The organism is Aureimonas populi, from assembly GCF_017815515.1.
Classification (GTDB): Bacteria; Pseudomonadota; Alphaproteobacteria; order Rhizobiales; family Rhizobiaceae; genus Aureimonas; species Aureimonas populi.
This window is the reverse complement of sequence record NZ_CP072611.1, coordinates 1,243,087-1,264,613: the sequence shown is the minus strand read 5'-3', so window position 1 is coordinate 1,264,613 and position 21,527 is coordinate 1,243,087. Positions and strand designations below refer to the sequence as shown.

Sequence of the window (21,527 nt, the reverse complement as noted above, 5' to 3'; positions counted from 1 at the left end):
TGGGGTTTCAGATGAGCAAGGGCGGGCGGCTATAGGTGGCGGTCCAACTGCACCGCGCCGATGATCCAGAGGACCTGCGCAGGCTTGTCGGTCTCGTTTCGGAAACCGTGCGGGAGGGAACTATCGAAGAGAAAGCTGTCCCCTTCCCGCAGCGTAGCCTGCTCCTCGCCGACGGTCAGCACGACTTCGCCCGAGAGGACCATGCCGCCCTTTTCCGCCGGGTAGGCGAGCAACGTCGCGCCTGACGTTCCGCCGGGCTCGATGTGAAGGATCATCAGCTGGAGATTATGGGCACCATTGGCTGAAAGCAGTTCCTTGCGCAGCTCGCCGAGTTCAAGGATCGGCCGGAATCCGACCCGGCGAACGAACCCCGGGTCCGAACGCTGAAGTTCCCCGCCCTGGAAGAGAGATTCGAACGGTACGTTGAGAGCTCGGCGGATTCCCGTGAGCACGCGCACCGAAGGGTTCACCAGATCGCGCTCGACCTGACTCAACATTCCGATCGAGACGCCGGACGCGTTGGCCACATTCTGCAACGACATTCCCTTCTCGCGCCTGAGGCGGCGTACAACCGCACCGATGCTTTCCTCTGCATCAGCGGCCTCCGTACTGCCTTCGGCGGCCGCAACCACTGATGCCATCCAACGCCCCCTCCACCTGCCCGCATTTTTCATTTCAGTCACCCTATCCGTTTAACATACGAAAACAAGCTCAAATAATGCGCACGGTTACAAATCGGCCTTCGGTCCTTGACGAAGGGATCAGTTCGGCGCGATGCTGCGTATCCGGCGGCGGAACTCGCGAGCAGCGGCCCGCCGACATAGAGAGCGCTGGCCTTCAATCCATTAGATTTCTTAGTTTTTTTGCATGTCTTCAGTGCAGCCTGCCTGAAATTTGTTTTCTGCGCACGCCTTCGAACCGCTGTTTGAACGAGCGACGACTTCGCCGCCGACAAAATTTCGAAAGTAAAAATTTGTTGCCGTATTTTTTATTATCTGAAACAGTCTGACATCCTGTTCTCGAGCCACGATGGAGCCGATGACCATGAACGTCGCCTGCCTTCACCATGTTACGGCATCGCTGATTGGAGCATGTGCCGCCGGCGCGTTTGCAGCCACGGCGGCCGCCGAGGAGATCACCGTCGGTGCCTTCGGCGGGCTCTGGGAACAGAGCCTGCGGGAATGCGTGGTCGCTCCCTTCGAAGCAGCGACGGGTCACACGGTCAACGTCGTGCTCGGCGCGCCCGTGCAGTGGATGAACCAGATCGCGGCGAGCCCGAACGATCCGCCGCTGGACGTCATCTACATGCCATCCGACAACGCATTCGACGTCGTCGATCGCGGACTTGCCGAGCAGTTCACCCTCGAGAACGTGCCGAACATGGCCAGCCTGCCCGAGGCCTTTCAGACCATCGGCGACGGCTATGGGGTCGTGCACAACTACGGATCGATGGGACTGATCTACAACACGGAGACGGTCAGCGAGCCGCCGGCAAGCTGGGAGGATTTCATCGAAGGCGTCGCCGAAGGCGAGTGGTATGCCTCGATCCCCGGCGTGAACTATCCGGGCGCGCTTTCCACCGGTCTCTGGAACTTCGCAAATCTTGCTGGCGGTGGGCTCGACGACATCGAGCCGGGCTTCGAGACGATCGAGCGCATGCAGGAGGGCGGGTCCCTGGAGTTCTGGAGCGATCCTAACCAGGTTCTGAACGGGCTCCGCAGCGGCGCGATCGATATCGCCATGTACTGGGACGGCCGCGCCCTCGCATTCATCGACGACGGCAACGAGAACTTCGCCTACGTCACGCCGTCTCCCGGCGCGGTGGCGGCCATGACCTGGATACAGAAGGTGACGAACTCCAGCGACGTCGGCTGGGAGTTCGTGAACGCGGCTCTCGACGCAGAAGCACAGGGCTGCTTCGGGAGCCGGACGCGCTACGGCGTGGGTAACGCGAGCGCGGAATTCGATCCCGCGGTGCGAGACCAGATCACCAAGTTCGACGAGCTGGTCTTCCCTCCCTTCCGCGAGATGACGGAGGTCCAGTCCTTGCTGATCGATCAGTGGAACCGTCGCATCGGGCGCTGAGACGACGACCGTCGGGCGCAGGCTCGCAACGACAGCCCCGCCCGCAACCACCTTTGAATGGCAGTTTGAACGGCGACCGGATGGTCGATCGAGGGAATCGAGACAATGTCATTTCGCGTGGGCGTCGATATCGGCGGCTCCTTCACCGACTTCGCGCTTTTCGACGAGGCGTCGAGGACACTTCGCACCCTCAAGGTATTCTCCCGGCCGGACGAGCCCGGGGCGGAGGTTCTGGCCGGACTGGCGCTCGCCGGCGAGCGCTACGGGATCTTTCCCGAGGACATCTCCTACTTCACGCATGGCACCACGGTGGGCATCAACACCGTGATCCAGCGCAAGGGACTGACGTTGGCGCTCCTTGCGACGGAGGGCTTCCTCGACGTCCTGGAGATCGGGCGCATCAAGATCGCCGACATGTACAACCTCCTGTCCCGCCGCCCCGCACCTCTGATCCCCCGCAACATGGTCTTCGGCGTTCCCGGACGGCTCGACGCGAGCGGCGAAGAGATCGCCCCGCTGGACGAAGAGGCCATCAAGCAAGCGGTGAAGCGCGCCGTCGCGGCCGATGCCGAGGGCATCGTGATCTCGCTTCTCCATTCCTATCGCAATCCCGACCACGAGCAGCGCGTGAAAGCGCTGGTGGAGGCGGAGGCGCCTGGCCTGCCGGTGTTCTGTTCCAGCGAGACATGGCCGATCATCCGCGAATACGAGCGCACGATCACCACCATCATCGGCGCCTATGTCCAGCCCCGCGTAGCCCATTATCTCGGCTCGCTGCAGCAGGCACTGGCCGAGGTCGGCGTCGCCGGCGAGCCACGCCTGACCAAATCCAACGGCGGCGTGATGACTGCCGAACAGGGCAAGTCGGAATGCGTGCAGATGATCCTGTCGGGCACGGCGTCCGGCGTCATCGGTGCGAGCTACGTCGCCAAGGTCGCCGGCATCGACAGGTGCATGAGCATCGACATCGGCGGCACCAGCGCGGACGTCGCGATCATCATGGACGGCGAGCCGCAATATGGCGTCGGGGAACTGATCGGCGAGTTCCAGATCTACATCCCGTCCGTATCGGTCAGCTCGATCGGCGAGGGTGGCGGCTCGATCGCCTGGGTCGACGGGCAGAACGTGCTGCGCGTCGGCCCGGAAAGCGCAGGCTCCAGCCCGGGGCCCGCCTGCTATGGACGAGGCGGCGATCGCGCCACGATCACCGACGCCTTCGTAGCGCTCGGCGCGATCGGCCATAGCGAGCTCGGTTACAATGCCGTGCAGGTGGACCGCGAGGCATCGCGCCGCGCCGTCGGCGAACTCGCCGAGAAGCTCGGGCGCACGATCGAGGAGACGGCGGAGGCCATCATCGAGATCGCCGTTTCGGGCATGTACACCGACGTATCGGCGCTGGTGTCGCGCTTCGGCATCGATCCGCGCGACTTCTCGGTGCTCGCCTTCGGCGGCGCCGGCCCGATGCTCGCCTGCTTCCTGGCGCGCGAACTGCGCATGAAGGAGGTGGTCGTGCCGCCGACGCCGGGTGTTCTCTCGGCGCTGGGCGGCCTGATCGCGGACGTGAAGAACGATTTCCTGTCGACCATCTATGTCGAGGCGACGGCCGATGCGGCGAGGCAAGTCGCCGACGAGTTCCGTGCGCTCGAGGAGCGCGCCGTGGCGTGGTTGCGCGAAGGACAAGGCTACGAAGGCGAATACGAGCTGATCCATTCGGCCGAGATGCGCTATCGCGGCCAGAGCTTCGAGATCGACACGAAGATCGATTCCGAGGCGATCGCGAACGCCGAAATCGACAGCATCGTGGAAGCCTTTCACAAGGAACACGAGCGCATCTACGACCATGCCGACCGTGGCGCGGCCGTGCAGATCATCAGCGTCCGGCTCGTCATCTCGGGCAAAACGAAGAAGCCAGAGTTCTCGAAGTTCCCGCTTGAAGTCGCGCCGGCGAAGCCGGAGGGTACGGTGCCGGTCTGGATGGGCGGGCAGGCGCGCGATGCCGCGCTCCACCATCGTGCCAAGCTGAAGCCGGGCCACCATCTCGAAGGGCCTGCAATCATCGCCCAGGAGGATTGTACGACCGTGGTGCCGCCCGGCAGCACGGTCAATGTCGACGAATTCGGCAATCTGCGCATTTCCGGTGGAGGCGAGGCATGAGCAAGGACGCCAACATAACCCTGCATGTTCTGGCCAACTATTGCGCGGCCGCCGCCGAGAGCATGGGCTGGACGCTGATGCGCACCGCCTACTCGACCTTCGTCAAGGAAACCGAGGACTTCTCGTGCCAGGTGCTGACGAAGGAAGGCCTGACGGTTGCCTCCCCCAAGACGTTCGGCGCGACCTGGTACACGGGCCTCGACTATGGGGGCGTCATCAAGCTCTTCGACTACAAGGAAGGCGACATCTGCGTCGTCTCCGATCCCTATTCGGGCTTTGTCGCGACACATGCGCCCGACCTGCACATGTGGAAGCCCGTCTTCTGGGAAGGCGAGCTGATGTGCTTCGTCGGCAACCACATCCACAACACCGATGTCGGCGGCGCTGTCCCGGCCTCGCTCTCGCGCAGCCTCACCGAGGTCTATCAGGAAGGCCTGCGGATCCCGCCGATGAGGCTGGTGCGCGACGGCAAGATGAACGAGGACCTGCTCCGCATCATCGAGACCAATGTGCGCCTGCCTGAGCAGAACTGGGGCGATCTGAACGCGCAGATCGCCTGCGTGAACGTCGGTGAACGCAAGGTGCACGAAATCATCGAGCGTTTCGGCAAGGAGGCGTTCAGCTCGGGCCTCGGAGAGCTTCTCGACTATGCCGATGCCCAGGCGCGGGCCGTGATCCGCGGCCTGCCGGACGGCGAATACTTCTTCGCCGACTACGCCGACGAGGATCAGGCGGGTGGCTATCCAGTGCGCGTCTGCGTGACGCTGAAGATCCACGGCGAGACGATGACGCTCGACTATACAGGCAGCGACCCGCAGCTCGTCTCCTCGCTCAATGTGCCGACCGGCGGCAACGAACGCCATTCGCTGGCCATGGTGGGGGCAGTCTACGCACTCTACTGCCTCGACCCGACCGTGATGCTCAACGCAGGCCTGATGCGCTCGGTGCGCGCGATCCTGCCCGAAGGCACGGTGATGAACGCCGTCAAGCCGGCGGCCGTCGGCATGCGCAGCCTGATGTGCAACCTCTCCCAGGTGGCGACCATCGGGGCGTTCTGCCGGGTCGTGCCCGACCGCATGCCGGCCTCGCCGGGCAGCGGCCTGTCGATCATGAACGTGAAGACCTCGACGAAGGACGGGCGGCCGATCATGGCCTCGATCGGCCCGGTTGGTGGCGGCTCGGGCGGCGGCCCCAAGGCGGACGGCGTGGAAGCCTGCGGTGCTAACATGTCCTATCTGAAGAACACGCCGGTCGAGATCAACGAGGCCGAGGTGCCGATCCGCATCCGCCGCTACGGCCTGGTACAGGATTCGGGCGGCCCCGGCTTCTATCGCGGCGGAACGGCGCTGGAGATGGAGTTCCAGCTTTTCGCGCCGCAGTCGATGGTGACGGCGCGCAACCGCGACCGGTCACGCTTCTCGGCCTGGGGGCTTGCAGGCGGAAAGGCCGGCAAACCCTCGCGCTTTGCGCGCAACCCCGATAGGCCCGACTGCGTCGAGCTGGGCTCGACCGACATCGTGAACTGCGATCCGGGCGACATCATCCTGATCCAGGGTCCGGGCGCGGGCGGCTATGGCGACCCGCTCCACAGACCGGTGGACCTGGTGATGCTCGACGTCAGGCGAGGCTTCGTCTCCCGCGAGGCGGCGCACGCCGACTATGGCGTCGTGCTCGGCGAAGATTTGTCGGTGGACGACGCCGCCACGGAGGCGCTCCGCGCCGAGATGTCGGCCGGTTCGAAGCCGGTGCCGCTAGCCACGTTCGGTCACGGCGAAGCCCGCGCGGCCTACGAGGCGGTGTGGACCGAGGGGCGCTACGAGGCGCTGACCGATATTTTGGCTCAGCTTCCCGTGTCCTGGCGCTACTTCATGAAGCATCAGATCTTCCGCTCGATCGGCGATACGCCGCCGGCGGGTCGGGGGGATGGGAGCGACATCTACGACGTCTTCGACAAAGTCGCCCGTCGTTTTCCGGAACTGCCAACCGTCAGCCGGCCGACGGCGCTCGCTGCTGAGTAAGAGAGGCATCCCGTGAGCGACAAGCCAGTTTCGGGCCAGACGATGCTGTTCAGCCCCTACACCCTGCGCGGCGTCACATTTCCCAATCGTATAGTGCTCGCGCCCATGCAGATGTACATGACGGGACCAGACGGGCGGGCGACCGACTGGCACCTTCAGCATCTTGCGAAATACGCGCTGGGCGGCTTCGGCACGGTGATGACCGAGGCGTTGATCGTCGAGCCGCGCGGCCGCTCCACCTACGGCGATTGCGGCATCTGGTCGGACGACCAGATCGCGCCGCTGCGCCGCATATCGGACTTTCTGCGCGAGCAGGGCGCGGTCCCGGCGGCCCAGCTGCATCATGTCGGCCCCAAGGCGTCGCGCCAGCGACCGTTCGAGGGGTTGCAGCCGCTCGGGCCTGCCGAAGCCGCGCGCGGTGAGGCTCCGTGGCAGCCAGTCAGTTCCTCACCGGGGCGATCGATTGAGGAGTATCACGAGCCCAGGGAACTGACGGTCGACGAGATCAGGGAATTGGTCGAGGCCTATGCCGCCGCTGCGAAGCGCGTCGACCAGGCCGGATACGACGTCCTCGACATCCATGCCGCGCATGGCTACCTGATCCACTCCTTCCTGTCGCCGGTGGCCAACCTGCGCACCGACGAATATGGCGGCGACATCAACGGACGGATGCGTTTCGCGCTGGAGATCGCCGAGGCGGTGCGCTCGGCTTGGCCGTCCAGCAAGCCGATCCTTTACCGCATCTCCTGCGTCGACTGGCGCAAAGACCTGGACGACCGCACCGACGGCTGGACCATCGAGGATAGCTTCGTGCTGGCGGGCGAGTTGAAGAAGCGCGGCATCGACGTGGTGGACTGTTCGTCCGGCGGCATCCGCGCGGCGAACTCGGTCATGGACTACGCCAAGAAGCGCAAGAAGCTCGAGCGCGGCCATCAGGTGCCCTATGCCGAGGCGATCCGGCGCAAGGCCGAGGTGCCGACCATGGCGGTCGGCGTGATCCTTGACGGGCCGCAGGCCGAGGCCATTCTCCAGGCCGGGCAGGCCGACTTGATCGCGATCGGGCGAGAGGCGTTATACAATCCTCATTGGGGACTGCATGCTGCGCGAGCTCTTAGCGCCGACCCGAATTGGGGCTACTGGCCCTCCTCCTACGGCTGGTGGTTGGAGCTCCGGGAGCGCATCGGCATTGAGGATCCGAAGCCGTAGGAAAGTGCCGAACGGATCTATGGCGCGGTGACGAGCGGCAACGCCCGTTTGATGACGTGCCGGGCTCTCGCTCCGACGACGAAGGGTCCCGTGAGTGGCTTCGGCCCCGCTTCGATGCAATAGCGGTGGCCTGCCCCCATTAGGTCGCCGGTTCGAAACTCATGCATCGTCGGCTTGGTCCTGCCCCGGACACTGGCCAAGCTTCATGAGAGCTCTCGGGGTTTTCTGAATTGATCCGCGAACTCGGCCGGGGTCAAGTTTCCTAAGCTCCTGTGCGGACGGTGATGGTTATAGTCCTCCCGCCAGACGTCGATCCGGGATCGGGCGTCAGCCACGGACAGGAACCAGGAGGCGTTCAGGCATTCGCTGCGCAAGCGGGCGTTGAACGCCGCGATGAAGGCATTGTCAGTAGGCTTTCCAAGCTTCGAGAAGTCCAGCTTGACCTTGTTCGGACCGATCGTAGCATCTGCATTCGGGATCCGTCTTACTATCGATGAATTACATGCTTGGGTCGTTTACAGATCGGCAGCTTCGGTCCTCGACGAAGTCGTAGGACCAGACATGGTTGGGTCGTTCGGCCCGCAGACGGATGCACGATCCGTCGTTCAGCCAGAGCCGGCCCTTCTTCGGTTGCCTGGCGGGAACCTTCAGCCCCTCACGTCGCCAGATGCGCTCGACCCGCTTGTCGTTGACCACCCAGCCCGCCTGGCTGCGCAGAAGCGCGGCGATCCGGCGGTAGCCGTAGCGACCATAGCAACGGGCGAGCTCGACGATGTCCTCGGTCAGTTGCGCTTCGTCGTCCCGGCCACGAGGCCGGCGCCGCTGCGTCGAGCGATGCTGACCAAGAGCCCGGCAGATCCGGCGTTCGCAGACCTTCTTCGGCAGAACCGAGCGGACATGGTCGATACAGGCACGGCGACGCGCGGGGCTCAGAAGTTTCCCCGGGACGCCTCCGAAAGGATCAGCTTGTCCAGGGTCAGATCAGCCACCGCCTTGCGAAGCCGCTCATTCTCTTTCTGGAGCTCTTTCATCTGGCGGAGCTGGTCGCGGCTCATGCCACCATACTCCTTCCGCCACCTCTAGAAGGTCAGCTCCGACACGCCGATCTGGCGAACGGCATCAGCCATCGCCACCCCCTGGCCTCGTAGCACCTCAACCTGCCGAAGCTTCGTGACGATCTCGTCGGGCTTGTGTCTCTTCCGGGCCATCGTGGTCCTCCTTCATGGCAAAAACCATACTTCAGGATAGACCCGTTCAATGGGGGAGGATCATAGGGCCCGTGCACGATCGTCGATCGCGATCGAGCCACAATTGCTGGACAAGTCCAGGGCAGCCGCTATGAGTTTGAAAGTGGTGGTTCCGTCTATTTGCACTACGAGTGAAACTGGCTTGCCTTTTGAAGCAGGCTTTGCGTCAACCGCACATTTTCCTCCGTCGCACGTGCGGCACCTTCTCCATCCCGTTTTCCTATTGCTTCTGCGATCGCGCGATGGAGCGGCAGGCCCGTGCGAAATGCGCCAGGGGCCGATGTCGTGACCGCTATCTGCTGTCGCATAATATGGCCAATCATGTTGCCCACGTAGATCAGCATCCGATTGCGCGAAGCCCGGAAGATCGACATGTGAAATTGCAGATCGACGTCTTGGGAGCGCTCGTCGGAGGCGCGATCCATGATACGTTCGCTTTCTTCGTAGAGCCGATCGCAGAGCTCGGTGATCTGCTGGCTTTCTTCATCTGTCCTGTTCAGCGCTGCTGCGTAAGCGGCAGCAGGCTCAACAGCCATGCGGAACTCGAGAAACTCACGCAGATAATCGATGCGCGATCCGTAATCCCAAAGCCAGTCAAGGACATCTGTGTCCATGACGTTCCACTTGCTCTCCGGCTGGACGCGAATCCCGACTTTGGGCTGTGCTGTCAAAAGGCCCTTTTCGCTTAACACGCGCAGCACCTCGCGCACGACGCCACGGCTTGCTCCAAGCTGTTCGCAAAGCTTCTGCTCGGCTGGGATCGCGCCATCTGCACCAAAGCTGCCAGAGACGATCTGTCGCCCGAGTTTGTCGAGCGTCGATGAAAAGACCGAAGGTCTGCGACCCGACTCTGCCATGCGTGCCGATCTCCTGATTCACGGGCGTCGCTTCATAGGCGACCGGGACGGTGTTGACAAATCCTCCAATGATATGATGATTTGCTGTGCTCATATCATTAGACTACAACGCAGAGAATCTGATGCTCCCCGGCTTGGCGACCCCTTCGATCCTTCCTCCACTGGCCGCGGTGCAGCGCACCAGCGTTGGCGTCATCGGCGCGGGCGTCGTCGGGCTGTCCTCTGCGCTTTGGCTCCAGAAGGCCGGCCATCGCGTAACGCTGGCCGATCCCGCTCCGCCGGTTGCGGGCGGCAGCTACGAGCAAGCTTCCAGCTTCGGAAATGCCTGCACGATGGCGTTCGGCGCCTGCATCCCGGTCGCCTCGCCGGGAATTCTGCGCGCCCTGCCGCGAATGTTGCTGGACCGTCATGGACCGCTCTCGATAAACTGGAGCGACCTTACCGGCCTCATGCCTTGGCTTGCCAGTTTCCTGCGAGCTGCCAGCCCAGTCGCCGTCAGCCGCATAGCCGGGGTGCTCGGTTCGCTGCTTCGACTGGCCGAAGCGGGGCAGGCGCCGCTTTTCGAGGATGCACGCGCCACTCATCTAAAGCGCCCGACCGGTTGCCTCTATCTCTACAGAAGCGCCCGCAGCTTCGCGCGAGCGCAGCCGGAGATCGCGCTGCGCCGCCGTGAGGGCGTAAGGATGCGAATCCTCGAACAAGACGAGGTGCGGGCGCGTGAGCCGAATCTCGCGCCGCTCTACCACAAGGGCCTGCTCTTCGAGGATGCATACTCCATCGACAACCCGCTGGCCTATGCGCAGCAGCTGTTACGCTGCTTCATCGACCGCGGCGGCGAGGTGGTGACCGCGCGGGTCCGCACCATCGATCGCGGCACCGATGGTCTGACCATTCGCTGCGAGGACCGCTCGATCCGCAGCGATCACGCGGTCCTGGCCGCGGGCGCCTGGTCTGGAGGGATCGCCCGCAGCTTTGGCGACCACATCCGGCTCAGTACCGAGCGGGGCTACCATGTCATGTTTCCAGGCGAGGGCGGCCTGCTCTCCGCCCCCACCTGCTATCCCGAGCACGGCTTCTACATGACGCCCCTGGGCGAGGGCCTGCGTGCCGCCGGAACGGTGGAGCTTGGCGGGCTGGACAAGCCGGCGCGCGAGGAGCGCACGCAGGTGATCGAGCGCGTGACGCGCGAGCTGCTGCCCTGCATCGGCAAGGCTGGTCGCACTTGGCTCGGCTTTCGCCCCTCCATGCCGGATTCGCTGCCGGTCATCGGCCGATCGCCGTCAGATGCACGCATCATCCATGCATTTGGTCATGGGCATATCGGGCTGACGCTGGCCGGGATTACCGGCCGGTTGGTCGCGGACATGATCGGCGGTCAACCGCCCCTCGTTGACCTTACTCCGCTCCGCGCCGATCGGTTTTAGGGGAGAGGACTGTGTTTCATACGACGCTGGATCATCATCGCTGGGTGTTTGAAGATCTGAAGTCGCTTCTGGCCAAGGCGACGCCGGCGCGCTCCGGCGACCGGCTGGCAGGGATAGCGGCAGGGTCGGCCGAGGAGCGGGTCGCGGCTCTCTACTGCCTGTCCGAACTTCCGCTGAAGACCTTCCTCAACGAAACGGTGATTCCGTATGAGTTGGACGAAGTCACCCGGCTCATCCAGGACAGCCACGACGCAACCGCCTTCGTGGCGATCTCACACTTGACCGTGGGCGAGTTCCGCGACTTCCTGCTCTCGGATGCCGCCCGGCCCGCCATGCTGGAACGGCTCGCGCCTGCGATCACGCCAGAGATGGCCGCCGCAGTCTCCAAGCTGATGCGTAATCAGGATCTCATCACGGTTGCAAGGCGTTGCCGGGTTGTCACCCGTTTCCGCAACACGATCGGCCTGCCGGGAACGATGGCGGTGCGGTTGCAACCGAACCATCCTACAGACGACCGTCGTGGTGTAGCCGCTTCGGTGATCGACGGGCTGAGCTATGGTTGCGGCGATGCGGTGATCGGCATCAATCCGGCCTCCGACTCCGTGCCGACGATGGATGAACTGGCGCGGCTCTTTGACGGGATCATCCATCAGCTCGACCTTCCGACGCAGGCCTGTGTGCTTGCGCATGTCACCACCTCCATCGAACTGATCGAGCGTGGAGCGCCTGTCGACCTGGTGTTCCAGTCCATCGCGGGCACGGAAACCGCAAACCGCGGCTTCGGGATCGACCTTGGGCTCATTGCCGAAGGACGCGCCGCCGCGCTTTCACTTGATCGCGGCACGATCGGCAACAACGTGATGTATTTCGAGACCGGACAGGGATCGGCGCTTTCGGCCGGAGCGCATCACGGCGTGGACCAGCAGACGCTCGAAGCACGTGCCTATGGCGTGGCACGCGCCTACGATCCGCTTCTCGTCAATTCCGTCGTCGGCTTCATCGGACCCGAGTATCTCTATGACGGCAAGGAGATCGTGCGCGCGGGGCTGGAGGACCATTTCTGCGGCAAGCTGCTCGGCCTGCCGATGGGTGTCGACGTCTGCTATACCAACCACGTCGAGGCCGACCAGAACGACATGGATACGCTGCTGACGCTGCTGGGCGTGGCCGGGGTCAACTTCGTCATAGGCGTGCCGGGCGCCGATGACGTGATGCTCAACTATCAATCCACCTCCTTTCACGATCAGCTCTATCTCCGCTCGGTTCTGGGGCTGCGCCGCGCACCGGAATTCGAGGCCTGGATGCAACGCATGGGCATGACGGACCGCCACGGCGCGTTGATCGACGGTCATGCCCCGCTCGACAACGCCTTCGGACGGCTTCTGGCATGAGCGTCGAGCGTTCCCGTCCCGACCCTACCCGCTGGACCCCGGCGCGCGTCATGCTGGGGCGGGTCGGCTCGGGTCTGCCACTGGCCGAGATGCTCCGTTTCCAACTGGCGCATGCGCGTGCGCGCGACGCTGTCCACTTGCCGCTTGACGCTGGGGCGCTGGCCACGACGCTGAAAGAGCGGTTTGGGGCCGAGGTGACCGAGTTGCGCAGTCGCGCGGTGGATCGCCATCAATATCTCGTCAATCCGGACCTGGGGCGAAGGCTACGCGCCGAGGACCACGAGAAGGTAGATCACCGCTCTCCCGACCTCGCCATCGTGATCGCGGACGGTTTGTCCTCCCGCGCGCTCGGCCATGTCGCACCGTTGCTCGACCAGTTGCTGCCTCTGTTCGGCGGCACCGGAATTGATACCGCGCTCTTCGTTGCAACACAGGCCCGGGTCGCCATCGGCGACGAGATCGGCGCACTCGCCGGGGCTGACCTGGTGCTCGTGCTGATCGGCGAGCGGCCGGGCCTGTCATCCCCCGACAGTCTCGGGGCTTATCTCACCTTCGCCCCCCGCATCGGGTGCAGCGATGCCGAGCGCAACTGCGTGTCGAATATCCGGCCGGGCGGCCTTGGCTACCTGCAGGCGGCGGCACGGCTCTCCTGGCTGGTCGAGGCCGCCCGGACCAAAGGCCGGACGGGCGTGACCCTGAAGGACGAAAGCCAGTGCTCGGCAGCCATCGGAGCGTTGCCGAAGCCACCCCCTGCACTTCACGGCTCCGCAGCGACCGCGAGCCTTCCCGGCGACAATCACGTCGCGCCATCACTACAACCAGAGGAGTGACCTTTATGAGCTACACTAGGTACACGATTGCCGCCCTCGCGATTCTAGCCGGCGGGAGCGCCCCCGCGCTGGCGCAGGACACGCCCGACAGTATTATCGTCAACACCTCGGGCGGTGAGAATGGTCCGATGCTGCGGGAGGCCTATTTCAACGACTTTGAGGCCGTGACCGGCGTCAGGATTCTCGATTCCAGCCCCGCCGATCTCGGCCGACTGCGTGTGATGGTCGAAAGCGGCAACGTGGAATACACGGTAACGGAAGTCGAATCCGAGGACGCCGGTCGCGCAATCGAGCTGGGTCTCCTCGAGCCCATCGACGACACGATCGTCGATCGTTCGAAGTTCCCGCCAGAGACGATCAACCCCTATCTCTATCCAATTTCCAGTTATTCGACGATCATTGGCTATTCTACCGAGGCGTTCCCGGAAGGTGGTCCGACCAACTGGGCGGAGTTCTGGGACGTGGAGGCCTTTCCGGGCCTGCGGGCGATGCGCAACCATCCGATTGACAATCTGGAGGCGGCGCTGCTTGCCGACGGCGTCGAACCAGCCGATCTTTATCCGCTCGACCTAGATCGGGCCTTTGCCAAACTCGACGAGATTTACCCGCATGTGGCGACTTGGTGGACCACCGGCGCTCAGCAAGCGCAACTTCTGATCGACGGCGAGGTCGTAGCGACGACCGGCTGGAATTCGCGGTTTTACGCGGCCGTGCGAAACGGAGCGCCAATCAAGATGGAATATGGCGGTGGCGTGCTGAAGGCTGCGGCCTATGCCATTCCCAAGGGCGCACCGAACGCCGAATTGGGCCAGCAGCTCTTCGCGATCATGGCCAAACCCGAGAACCAGGCAAAGTACGCGCTCGCGTTTGGCCTGTCGGGACCTGATCTGGACCATGTCAATTATGTACCGGACGAGGTGCGCGAGATGCTGCCGTTACATCCGAAGAATGCCGCACGTCAGGTATGGATGGATGAGGCCTGGTGGCTGGAAAACGGCGAGGCGCTCAATGAGCGTTGGACCGCTTGGATGTTGAGCCACAACTGACGAAAACAAAAGGAATCGGGCGGTTCGATCCGCCCGCCCAACAGGGGATCGACATGAATTCCGATAAGCAAGCGGCCGTCCTTAACATCGAGAAAGTCCGCAAGACCTATGGGACAGCGGAGGCGCTTGGCTCGATCGATCTCTGTGTCGCGGCTGGAGAATTCCTGACGATCCTCGGCCCCAGCGGCTCGGGGAAGACGACGCTGCTGCGCATCATCGCCGGATTTGAGGCGCCCGATTCAGGCCGGGTCAGCATTCGCGGCATGGACATGACGTGGGCAACGGCTGCGGAACGCCAGATCGGCATGGTGTTTCAGAACTACGCGCTGTTCCCTCATCTCACCGTACTTGAGAATGTGATGTTCCCCCTGGAGATGCGAGCAATCAGGCGAGGCCCGGCTACCGAGCGCGCCCGCGCTGCCCTGGAATCCGTTCATCTTGGTGCCTTCGCCGATCGATATCCCAAGCAGCTCTCCGGCGGTCAGCAACAGCGTGTGGCACTGGCCCGCGCCATCGTATTCGAGCCCTCGCTGCTTCTGCTGGATGAGCCGTTCAGCGCGCTGGACCGCCGTCTGCGCGAGAGCATGCAGCAGGAGGTAAAGCAACTGCAGGTCTCGCTTGGCCTGACCACGATCTTCATTACGCACGATCAGGACGAAGCGCTGGTCATGAGCGACCGCATCGCGGTGATGAGCGGCGGCGCGATCCGCCAGATCGGCACCCCAAGCGAAATCTACTACCACCCGAACTCGATCTCGGTGGCGACATTCGTGGGCGAATCCAACATTTTCGATGGCACACCGGTGGGGTGTGGATTCCGCGCGGCCTCGGGGGCACGTTTCACCTTGGCAGCGCCGGCGGAGTGCACGCGAATCCTAATCCGCCCCGAGACCGTTTCCTTGCGCCGCCCGCCTGCCGCCGCCGACCATCACGAGAAGAATGTCTTCTCGTCCACGGTCATTGGCCGCAGCTTCGTCGGCGGCTTCACCGACTACCGCGTCCGGCTGGCCGAAGGCGATGAGATAAGCGTGCGCGCCGTCGCGCGCGAGGGCGGCGCCTTCGAGCTTGGGGAGACGTTGCAGATGATCGTCGCACCTGAGGATTGCCGGCCGCTGTCCGGAAAGGCGGGCCGATGAATGCCCTCGTCTCTTCCATTCGCGGAGGAAGTTTGGGATCCGTGTTGCTGATCAGCCCAGCCATGGCCCTGCTGGTTCTGCTTTTCTTCTATCCGCTGGTGATGCTTTTTTTAACGACGCTTGAGCCTGGGAATATCCAGAACTATGCCAACGTGGTCGGCAGCGACACCTACATGCGGGTTTTCCTGAATACGCTGCGCCTGGCCGCTATCGTCACTGTGATCGACCTGCTGATCGCTTATCCGCTTGCCTTCTATATCTGCCGCCTGACGAGTAGCGGCCGCGCGATCGCCTTTTTCCTGCTGCTGATCCCGCTCTGGACCAGCCAACTGGTGCGCACCTACGCCTGGATGGTACTGCTCGGCCGCAACGGGCCGATTAACGGTGCTCTCATGAGTCTCGACATTATCGACACGCCCTTGCGCCTGTCGAACAGCGAATTCGCCGTTGTGATCGGCATGGTGCATATACTTCTGCCCTACATGGTACTGCCGATCTACAGTTCGGCCTCCAAGATCGACCGTAGCCTCGTCGAAGCGTCGCGAGGGCTAGGGGCCGGGCCGGTATCGATCCTGACGCGTGTGCTGATCCCGCTCACCATCCATGGCGTGCTTGCCGGTGTGAGCCTCGTGCTCGTCCTCTCGCTCGGCGTCTTCATCATGCCGGCTCTGCTTGGCGGCGGGCGGGTGCCGGTGATCCCGCTGCTGATCGAACAACAGGCCGGCTCGTTCCTCAACTGGGCGATGGCCGGAACGCTCAGCGTCATCCTGCTGCTGATGGTTCTGGTTGTCTTCTGGCTGATCAAGCTCGCCACAAAGCTACTGGTGCGGGGACGCCTCAATGCTTAACAGCCGCCGCCGTTCCTTCCTCCTGCGACGGGCGGGAGTAGGAATCCACCACGTTCTTGCTTGGCTGGTCTTCCTGTTCCTGCTGGCTCCACTGCTGATCGTCGTGCCAATCTCGTTCAGCGGCGGAGCCTACCTGCGCTTTCCGCCCGAGAGCTACTCAACGCAGTGGTACGAGGCCTATTTCGCGCAGGACAGTTGGATCAATGCGACGATCCTCAGCCTGCAGATCGGCATCGTCGCGACAATCATTTCGGTTTCCGTAGGCTTTCTCTTCGCGCTTGGCATCACGCGTGGCCTGCGCAGCTGGGCGCCGACGCTCGAAAAACTGGCTATCGCGCCGATGGTGGTCCCTTCCATCGTCTATTCGGTTTCGATGTATTCGTTATTCTCGAGTCTTGGATTGGTGGGGAACTGGTTCGGTATCGCCCTCGCGCATGCGATTTTGTGCCTGCCCTTTGTTGTGATCGTGCTGGCGGCAAGCCTGCGGGAATACGACATGGACCAGGAGATCGCCGCCCTGGGCTTAGGCGCGAGCCGCTTGACCGCGATCCGCCGTATCACCATTCCCCAGATCCGTCCGAGCCTCTTGTCCGCAGCCTTCCTCGCCTTCATCACGTCCTTTGATGAACTCGTAGTGGCGATGTTCCTGTCGGGAACCTTCGGCACGCTACCTAAGAAGATGTTCGACAATATCCGCTTGCAGATCGACCCGACCATTGCGGCAGTATCGGTGATGGAAATCGTCATGGTCATCCTGGTGATGGCCGTCCTGCTGCGGATCAACCGCGCCAATGCAAGCCGGTTGACCTGACCTGCCTTCAAGGAGAAGAAACGTGCGAAGCGAACTCCGTGAACTCGAAGGACAGTCCTTCGACGTCGCGATCATCGGCGCGGGAATCAACGGCTGTTCGGCCGCCCAGCACCTCGCTGCTGCGGGCTACAAGGTCCTGCTAGTCGACCAGAACGATTTCGCCAGCGGCGCGACCAGCCGCTCGGGACGTATCCTGCATTGCGGCCTGCGCTTTCTAGCTCCCAAGAAGACGGTTTGGGAGTTCTTCTCCGCCCCAGGCCAGCTTTGGATGAAAATCCGCACCGCGAAGGAGATGGCCGAGGCCCAGGGCGAACTCTACACGACGATCCGCCCCTATCTGCGGCCGATGGACATCGCATTGCCGATCTACGCCGGACAGGGCTACTCCGGTTGGCACGTCGATATCGGGGCGATGCTGGTGAGGTGGATGAACCGCGGCCGGAGCCCGATCAATTACCGGCGCTGGAAAGGCGTGAAATCTCCACACCCGTTTGTGCGCCATCTCACCCGGCCCGAGGCGATCCGTTCAGTGGTGGCGTTCGATGACCAGCAGTTCATCTGGCCCGAGCGCATCGCCCTGGACGCTTGCTTCAATGCGCGCGATCTGGGCGCAGTCGTGCGCAACTATACACGAGTTGTTGGCCTGGAGAAAAGCGGCGCATCGGCTTGGCGCCTCCAGCTCTCCGATATGACGGGGAGCGCCACGGTCGAGGCGGCCTATGTGCTGAACCTGGCCGGGATCGAGATCGACGCCGCCAACCGCTTGGTTCCTGGCCTTCACAACATTCCGCCCCGGGTCCGCGCGATGAAGGGGGTGCATATTCTTGTGCGACTGCCGAAGGAATATCGCGGCCACGGTATCGCCGGCGAGAATTCCTTGGGTGAGCACATCTTCTGCCTACCTTGGGGCGAGTATCATTATATCGGCCCGACCGAGACGATCTATGACGGCGATCCCAATGAGGTCACACCGGACGACGAGGACATCTCCTTTCTGAAGCGCGAGGCGCAGGCGTTGCTGCCAGGCCTCCCGATCATGGATGCGAGGGTCGAGCTGGCCTGGGCGGGAGCGCGGCCGATCACCTTCGATCCCGAGCACGCCCATGGCAAGCGGCTGCCTTTCAGTATTTTCCACGACATGACGGACGAGGGCGCGCGCAATCTCCTCGCCGTCACCTGGGGAATCATCGTCAACCATCGCGCTACGGCGCGGCGGATCGTCGACGAGATACGCAAAAGGCTATCCCCTTCGGGCACAGGCTGCAGGATCGACTACGCGCCACGCTCCCGGCCGAACCTGAACCCGACTTCGTCCAAGGCGGAACTCGACGCAGCCGTCGCCCATTTCATCGATGTTGAATGCGCTACTTCCGCCGTCGATATCTTATGTCGCCGCACCATGCTGTTCTGGGACAATGTCGTTACAGCAATGCTGCTTTCCCGCGTGGTAGCGGCCATGAGCGATAAGTTCGGCTGGTCCGAGAGGCGCCAAGCAGCGGAGATTGATGATTTCCGCAGTTACGTCAGCCGACAGCACCGGGTAGATGCCTTAATCGACGAGATTTGAGAACTTTCTCTGGTGGGAGCTGGGGCTGTCAGTTTTCACATCAATCGAAAGGGGCGGTGAGGCAGCGGACGCCCAAATTGTACGCAGGGAAGTGTTCCGCAGTGCATGTCGGAACTATGGTCGTTTTGGATCGGTTCAGTAAACGAGGTGGCCGGAGTGAACACGTCACGGACCGCCGTTGTCGGAGCTGGGATCGTCAGGATGTCCTGCGCGCTTTGGCTTCAACGGGTAGGGCGCGAGGTCATCGTCGTCGACTCCAACGAGCCCGGTTCGGGCGCGAGCTACGGCAATGCGGGCTGTTTGAATGGGTCGTCCATCGTGCCGATGTCGCTGCCCGGCATGCGGAGCAGCATCCCGAGCGGCTGGCTTCCATCCTTCGCCAATCATGGCAGCGATCGCGTGAAGACAGCAAACCGCGAGACAACGCTCCTGCGCGACTTGGGAATCGAGGGGAAGCGCTGACGGCCATGCCAGCGACACTCAACCTGCCGGCGCAGGCGAAACTCATCCTTGTCATACGTGCCGTCCGGGTCTTCTGCGACAGTTTCCTGGCGCTGATGATTCCCATCTATCTGGCTGCGCGCGGCTTCGACTCCGTGATCGTGGGCGCGGTCGCATCGTGCATGCTTCTTGGTTCCGCCTTCACGATCGGCTTGGCGGGCGCTTTCGTTCACCGCGTCGGAGTGCAGGCCGTCCTATGCCTGGCAAGCCTCAGCATGGTGCTCTCGGGCGTCGGCTGGTCGATGAACGCGACTCTGCCGACTTTGATGCTGATCGCGTTCTTCGGATCGCTCAACCCGCACGGCGGCGAAGTGAACCTCTTTCGTCCCATGGAACACGTGGCGCTTGCGGAGCTGATCCAGGGCACGGCGCAAAGAACGGTCTTTGGCTACTACTCCTTCATCGGCGCGGTCGCCGGGGCGATCGGCGCCCTGGCGATCGGTGCCCTTCCCCTTCTTTCCGCGACGCTGGGAGAGGGGGAAGCCTCGACGCTGGTCTTCCTCTGCTATGCGCTTCTCGTTAGCGGCGTCTTCTTGTCGTATAGCCGGATGAAGCTGGCCCGCGCGGAGGCCATACCTGCGCCACCCGTTCGTCTGGGGGCGTCACGCAGACGATCGGCCGAATGGTCGCCATCTTCTGCGTCGATGCGTTCGGCGGCGGCTTTGTCGTCAACGCGCTCGTCATCCTCTGGCTCGTCCAGCGGTTCGACGCCTCGCTCACGGAGAGCGGCACCCTCTTCTTCGTCGCAGGAACGATGGCCGCTTCAGCCCAGCTCCTCGCCGCTCCGATCAGTCGCCGGATCGGACTCATCGGCACGATGCTTGTCGGCCATGTCCCCTCCAGCCTCCTGCTGATCATCGCCGGATTCGTCCCGACCTTCGGGATCGCGGCGGCGTGTCTGATCTTGCGCGGCTTCCTCTCACAGTTGGACGTGCCGAGGCGAGAGCAGCAAGGCTTGGCTCGCCGTGGTGACCGAGAGCTGGCGAAGTGCGCGAGCCCAGAACCAGAAACCGAGGATGCTCGGGCCGATTGGGCTGCAGATCGCGATCGCAACAAAGGTGGGGGTAAAGCTCGTGGTATGAACCTCGAACAACACGGCCGCGACAAGGGAGAAGACCGCGCCTGCCAGAAGTTGAACGAAAACCAACTGCCAGAGATCGGAACGCCAGGTCCGCGAGCGATGCAGGATGGATCCCGAAGCCCAGCCGAGCGTCGCCAGGAGGGCGATGCCGGACCCCAACATGGGTCCAGGGCTTGACCAGTCCCTCGACCAGGGTGCGACCAGAACCGCCATACCCGTAGAGCCCAGACATAGGGCCATAAGCATCGACCGAGAGGCGCGCTCGTTCAGGTAAAGAAAGCTCAGGACTGCACTCCAGAGCGGCATGGAATAGGCGATGAGAACGGTGCGGCTCGCATCGATGTACTGCATCGCAAGCGTGGTGCCCCCGGTCATTACCCCGATCTGCAGGATACCCACGAGACAGGCTGCGGACCTCTCTTCCCGATCAGGAAGGATGTTCCCGAACCCGCGCCTGTACCAAAGCAGAAGACCGAGCAGCAACGCGGCGAGGACGTTGCGCATGGCATTGAACGTCCAAGGCCGCGGCCTGCCTGAAGGAAAAGGGTGCCTGGTTCCTCTTCCTGCCACCCTACAGCCCGGACTTGAACCCGATCGAGATGGCTTTCGCCAAACTCAAGGCGCATCTGCGAAAGGCTGGTGCGCGCTCCTTCGACGCCCTCTGGCCCGCCATCGGCAAAATCTGCGACCTCTTCACTCCGACCGAATGCTGGAACTTCCTCAATGCCGCAGGGTATGCCTCCGATTAAACGTCCGAAGCTCTAGGGGCGGCGGATGCCCGAAGGGCCTTGCGCCCCGACCTTCGCCGAGGCGCAGGAAGCGTCCGTCAGGTGCCGGCGGCGGCGTCCATCCAGTCCTTGTGCCGGGATTCGTCGGCGAAGGCTTTCTGGAAGAACGATCGGGCTTCCGGGGTGGCTGTCTCGTTTTTCGAAGCCTGATCGTAAGCCATTTTTGTCTCGACTTCGTTGGTCGACATGGCTTTGAGGATCGTCTTGTCGCCGACCAACGAAGCGAGCGCCACCTTGCCTGTCGTCAAATATTGCTTGGCGTCACCTTCCTGCGGGGCGTTGGTGCCGATCGCGCCCGCGAGGCGCGTCAGTTCTGCGACGTGGCTTTCGTGGTCGCCCTTGAACTCGGCGATCTTCGATTTGGAGACTGGATCTTTGAGTTTGTCGATCGTCGAGTCATAGGCGGCGATCGCATCGTGCTCAAGAATGAGCAGGTTCTGAACGAGCTTCTCAAACGTGTTTTCGGTTCCGACTGTCGTGACCATCGGTCGCTCCCTTCATGCTGATGAAACATGAAGGCTGTAGGGGCTCCACGCG

Annotated in this window: 18 protein-coding genes and 2 pseudogenes; 15 read left to right on the top strand and 5 right to left on the bottom strand. The window is 63.0% G+C overall.

Annotated elements, in window-relative coordinates:
• Positions 1–29 precede the first annotated feature (29 nt).
• The gene (locus J7654_RS05845) at positions 30–641 is read right to left on the bottom strand and encodes a cupin domain-containing protein (RefSeq protein WP_209738983.1); all 612 of its coding nucleotides are present in this window, start codon (positions 639–641) and stop codon (positions 30–32) included.
• Between the two features lie 397 nt (positions 642–1,038).
• Between J7654_RS05845 and J7654_RS05840 the strand changes: the two genes are divergently transcribed.
• The 4 genes from J7654_RS05840 to J7654_RS05825 all read left to right on the top strand — a co-directional run bounded on the left by J7654_RS05840 (position 1,039) and on the right by J7654_RS05825 (position 7,463).
• A complete protein-coding gene (locus J7654_RS05840; RefSeq protein WP_209738981.1) occupies positions 1,039–2,085 on the top strand; it encodes an extracellular solute-binding protein in 1,047 nt (348 codons plus the stop codon).
• A 105-nt stretch (positions 2,086–2,190) separates the two neighbouring features.
• On the top strand, positions 2,191–4,239 hold the full coding sequence (locus J7654_RS05835; RefSeq protein WP_209738979.1) for a hydantoinase/oxoprolinase family protein: 2,049 nt from the start codon (positions 2,191–2,193) through the stop codon (positions 4,237–4,239).
• Positions 4,236–6,257 carry a hydantoinase B/oxoprolinase family protein gene (locus tag J7654_RS05830; RefSeq protein ID WP_209738977.1) on the top strand — a complete coding sequence of 674 codons (2,022 nt, stop codon included), beginning with the start codon at positions 4,236–4,238 and terminating at the stop codon, positions 6,255–6,257. The genes J7654_RS05835 and J7654_RS05830 overlap by 4 nt, the downstream gene beginning before the upstream one ends.
• Before the next feature lie 12 nt (positions 6,258–6,269).
• Complete coding sequence (locus J7654_RS05825; protein WP_245195673.1) at positions 6,270–7,463, top strand: NADH:flavin oxidoreductase/NADH oxidase; 1,194 nt, start codon at positions 6,270–6,272, stop codon at positions 7,461–7,463.
• Between the two features lie 203 nt (positions 7,464–7,666).
• Here J7654_RS05825 and J7654_RS05820 read toward each other — a convergent pair.
• Positions 7,667–8,671, bottom strand: a pseudogene (locus J7654_RS05820) (integrase core domain-containing protein).
• Positions 8,672–8,835: 164 nt separating this feature from the next.
• A complete protein-coding gene (locus tag J7654_RS05815; RefSeq protein WP_209738976.1) occupies positions 8,836–9,567 on the bottom strand; it encodes a FadR/GntR family transcriptional regulator in 732 nt (243 codons plus the stop codon).
• A 122-nt stretch (positions 9,568–9,689) separates the two neighbouring features.
• Here J7654_RS05815 and J7654_RS05810 point away from each other — a divergent pair, with 122 nt between their 5' ends.
• The 10 genes from J7654_RS05810 to J7654_RS05765 all read left to right on the top strand — a co-directional run bounded on the left by J7654_RS05810 (position 9,690) and on the right by J7654_RS05765 (position 19,975).
• Positions 9,690–10,991: an NAD(P)/FAD-dependent oxidoreductase gene (locus J7654_RS05810; RefSeq protein ID WP_209738974.1), complete on the top strand. Its 1,302-nt coding sequence runs from the start codon at positions 9,690–9,692 to the stop codon at positions 10,989–10,991.
• Between the two features lie 11 nt (positions 10,992–11,002).
• Entirely contained in the window at positions 11,003–12,382 is a 1,380-nt protein-coding gene (locus J7654_RS05805; RefSeq protein WP_209738972.1) for an ethanolamine ammonia-lyase subunit EutB, read from the top strand.
• Positions 12,379–13,212 (top strand): ethanolamine ammonia-lyase subunit EutC, encoded by an 834-nt coding sequence (gene eutC / locus J7654_RS05800; protein ID WP_209738970.1) that lies wholly within the window; start codon positions 12,379–12,381, stop codon positions 13,210–13,212. The genes J7654_RS05805 and eutC overlap by 4 nt, the downstream gene beginning before the upstream one ends.
• Positions 13,213–13,217: 5 nt before the next feature.
• Entirely contained in the window at positions 13,218–14,258 is a 1,041-nt protein-coding gene (locus J7654_RS05795; protein WP_209738969.1) for an ABC transporter substrate-binding protein, read from the top strand.
• Positions 14,228–15,394, top strand: coding sequence for an ABC transporter ATP-binding protein (locus J7654_RS05790; RefSeq protein ID WP_209738967.1), 1,167 nt, complete (start codon positions 14,228–14,230; stop codon positions 15,392–15,394). Before J7654_RS05795 ends, J7654_RS05790 begins: the two co-directional genes overlap by 31 nt.
• Complete coding sequence (locus tag J7654_RS05785; RefSeq protein ID WP_209738965.1) at positions 15,391–16,242, top strand: ABC transporter permease; 852 nt, start codon at positions 15,391–15,393, stop codon at positions 16,240–16,242. Before J7654_RS05790 ends, J7654_RS05785 begins: the two co-directional genes overlap by 4 nt.
• Positions 16,235–17,053, top strand: a complete 819-nt coding sequence (locus J7654_RS05780; protein ID WP_209738964.1) for an ABC transporter permease — start codon at positions 16,235–16,237, stop codon at positions 17,051–17,053. The genes J7654_RS05785 and J7654_RS05780 overlap by 8 nt, the downstream gene beginning before the upstream one ends.
• Before the next feature lie 22 nt (positions 17,054–17,075).
• Positions 17,076–18,620, top strand: a complete 1,545-nt coding sequence (locus J7654_RS05775) for an FAD-dependent oxidoreductase (RefSeq protein WP_209738963.1) — start codon at positions 17,076–17,078, stop codon at positions 18,618–18,620.
• A gap of 201 nt (positions 18,621–18,821) precedes the next feature.
• Positions 18,822–19,082, top strand: coding sequence for a hypothetical protein (locus J7654_RS05770; RefSeq protein WP_245195672.1), 261 nt, complete (start codon positions 18,822–18,824; stop codon positions 19,080–19,082).
• A gap of 5 nt (positions 19,083–19,087) precedes the next feature.
• Positions 19,088–19,975: an MFS transporter gene (locus J7654_RS05765; protein WP_209738961.1), complete on the top strand. Its 888-nt coding sequence runs from the start codon at positions 19,088–19,090 to the stop codon at positions 19,973–19,975.
• A 65-nt stretch (positions 19,976–20,040) separates the two neighbouring features.
• Here the strand turns inward: J7654_RS05765 and J7654_RS05760 are convergent, their stop codons facing one another.
• Positions 20,041–20,706 (bottom strand): DMT family transporter, encoded by a 666-nt coding sequence (locus J7654_RS05760; RefSeq protein ID WP_209738960.1) that lies wholly within the window; start codon positions 20,704–20,706, stop codon positions 20,041–20,043.
• Positions 20,707–20,735: 29 nt separating this feature from the next.
• Between J7654_RS05760 and J7654_RS05755 the strand changes: the two are divergent.
• A pseudogene (locus J7654_RS05755) lies at positions 20,736–20,951 on the top strand (transposase); the annotation flags it as partial.
• Positions 20,952–21,028: 77 nt separating this feature from the next.
• On the opposite strand, the gene J7654_RS05750 reads toward J7654_RS05755, so the two are convergent.
• Positions 21,029–21,475 carry a DUF2383 domain-containing protein gene (locus J7654_RS05750; RefSeq protein ID WP_209738958.1) on the bottom strand — a complete coding sequence of 149 codons (447 nt, stop codon included), beginning with the start codon at positions 21,473–21,475 and terminating at the stop codon, positions 21,029–21,031.
• Positions 21,476–21,527 lie beyond the last annotated feature (52 nt).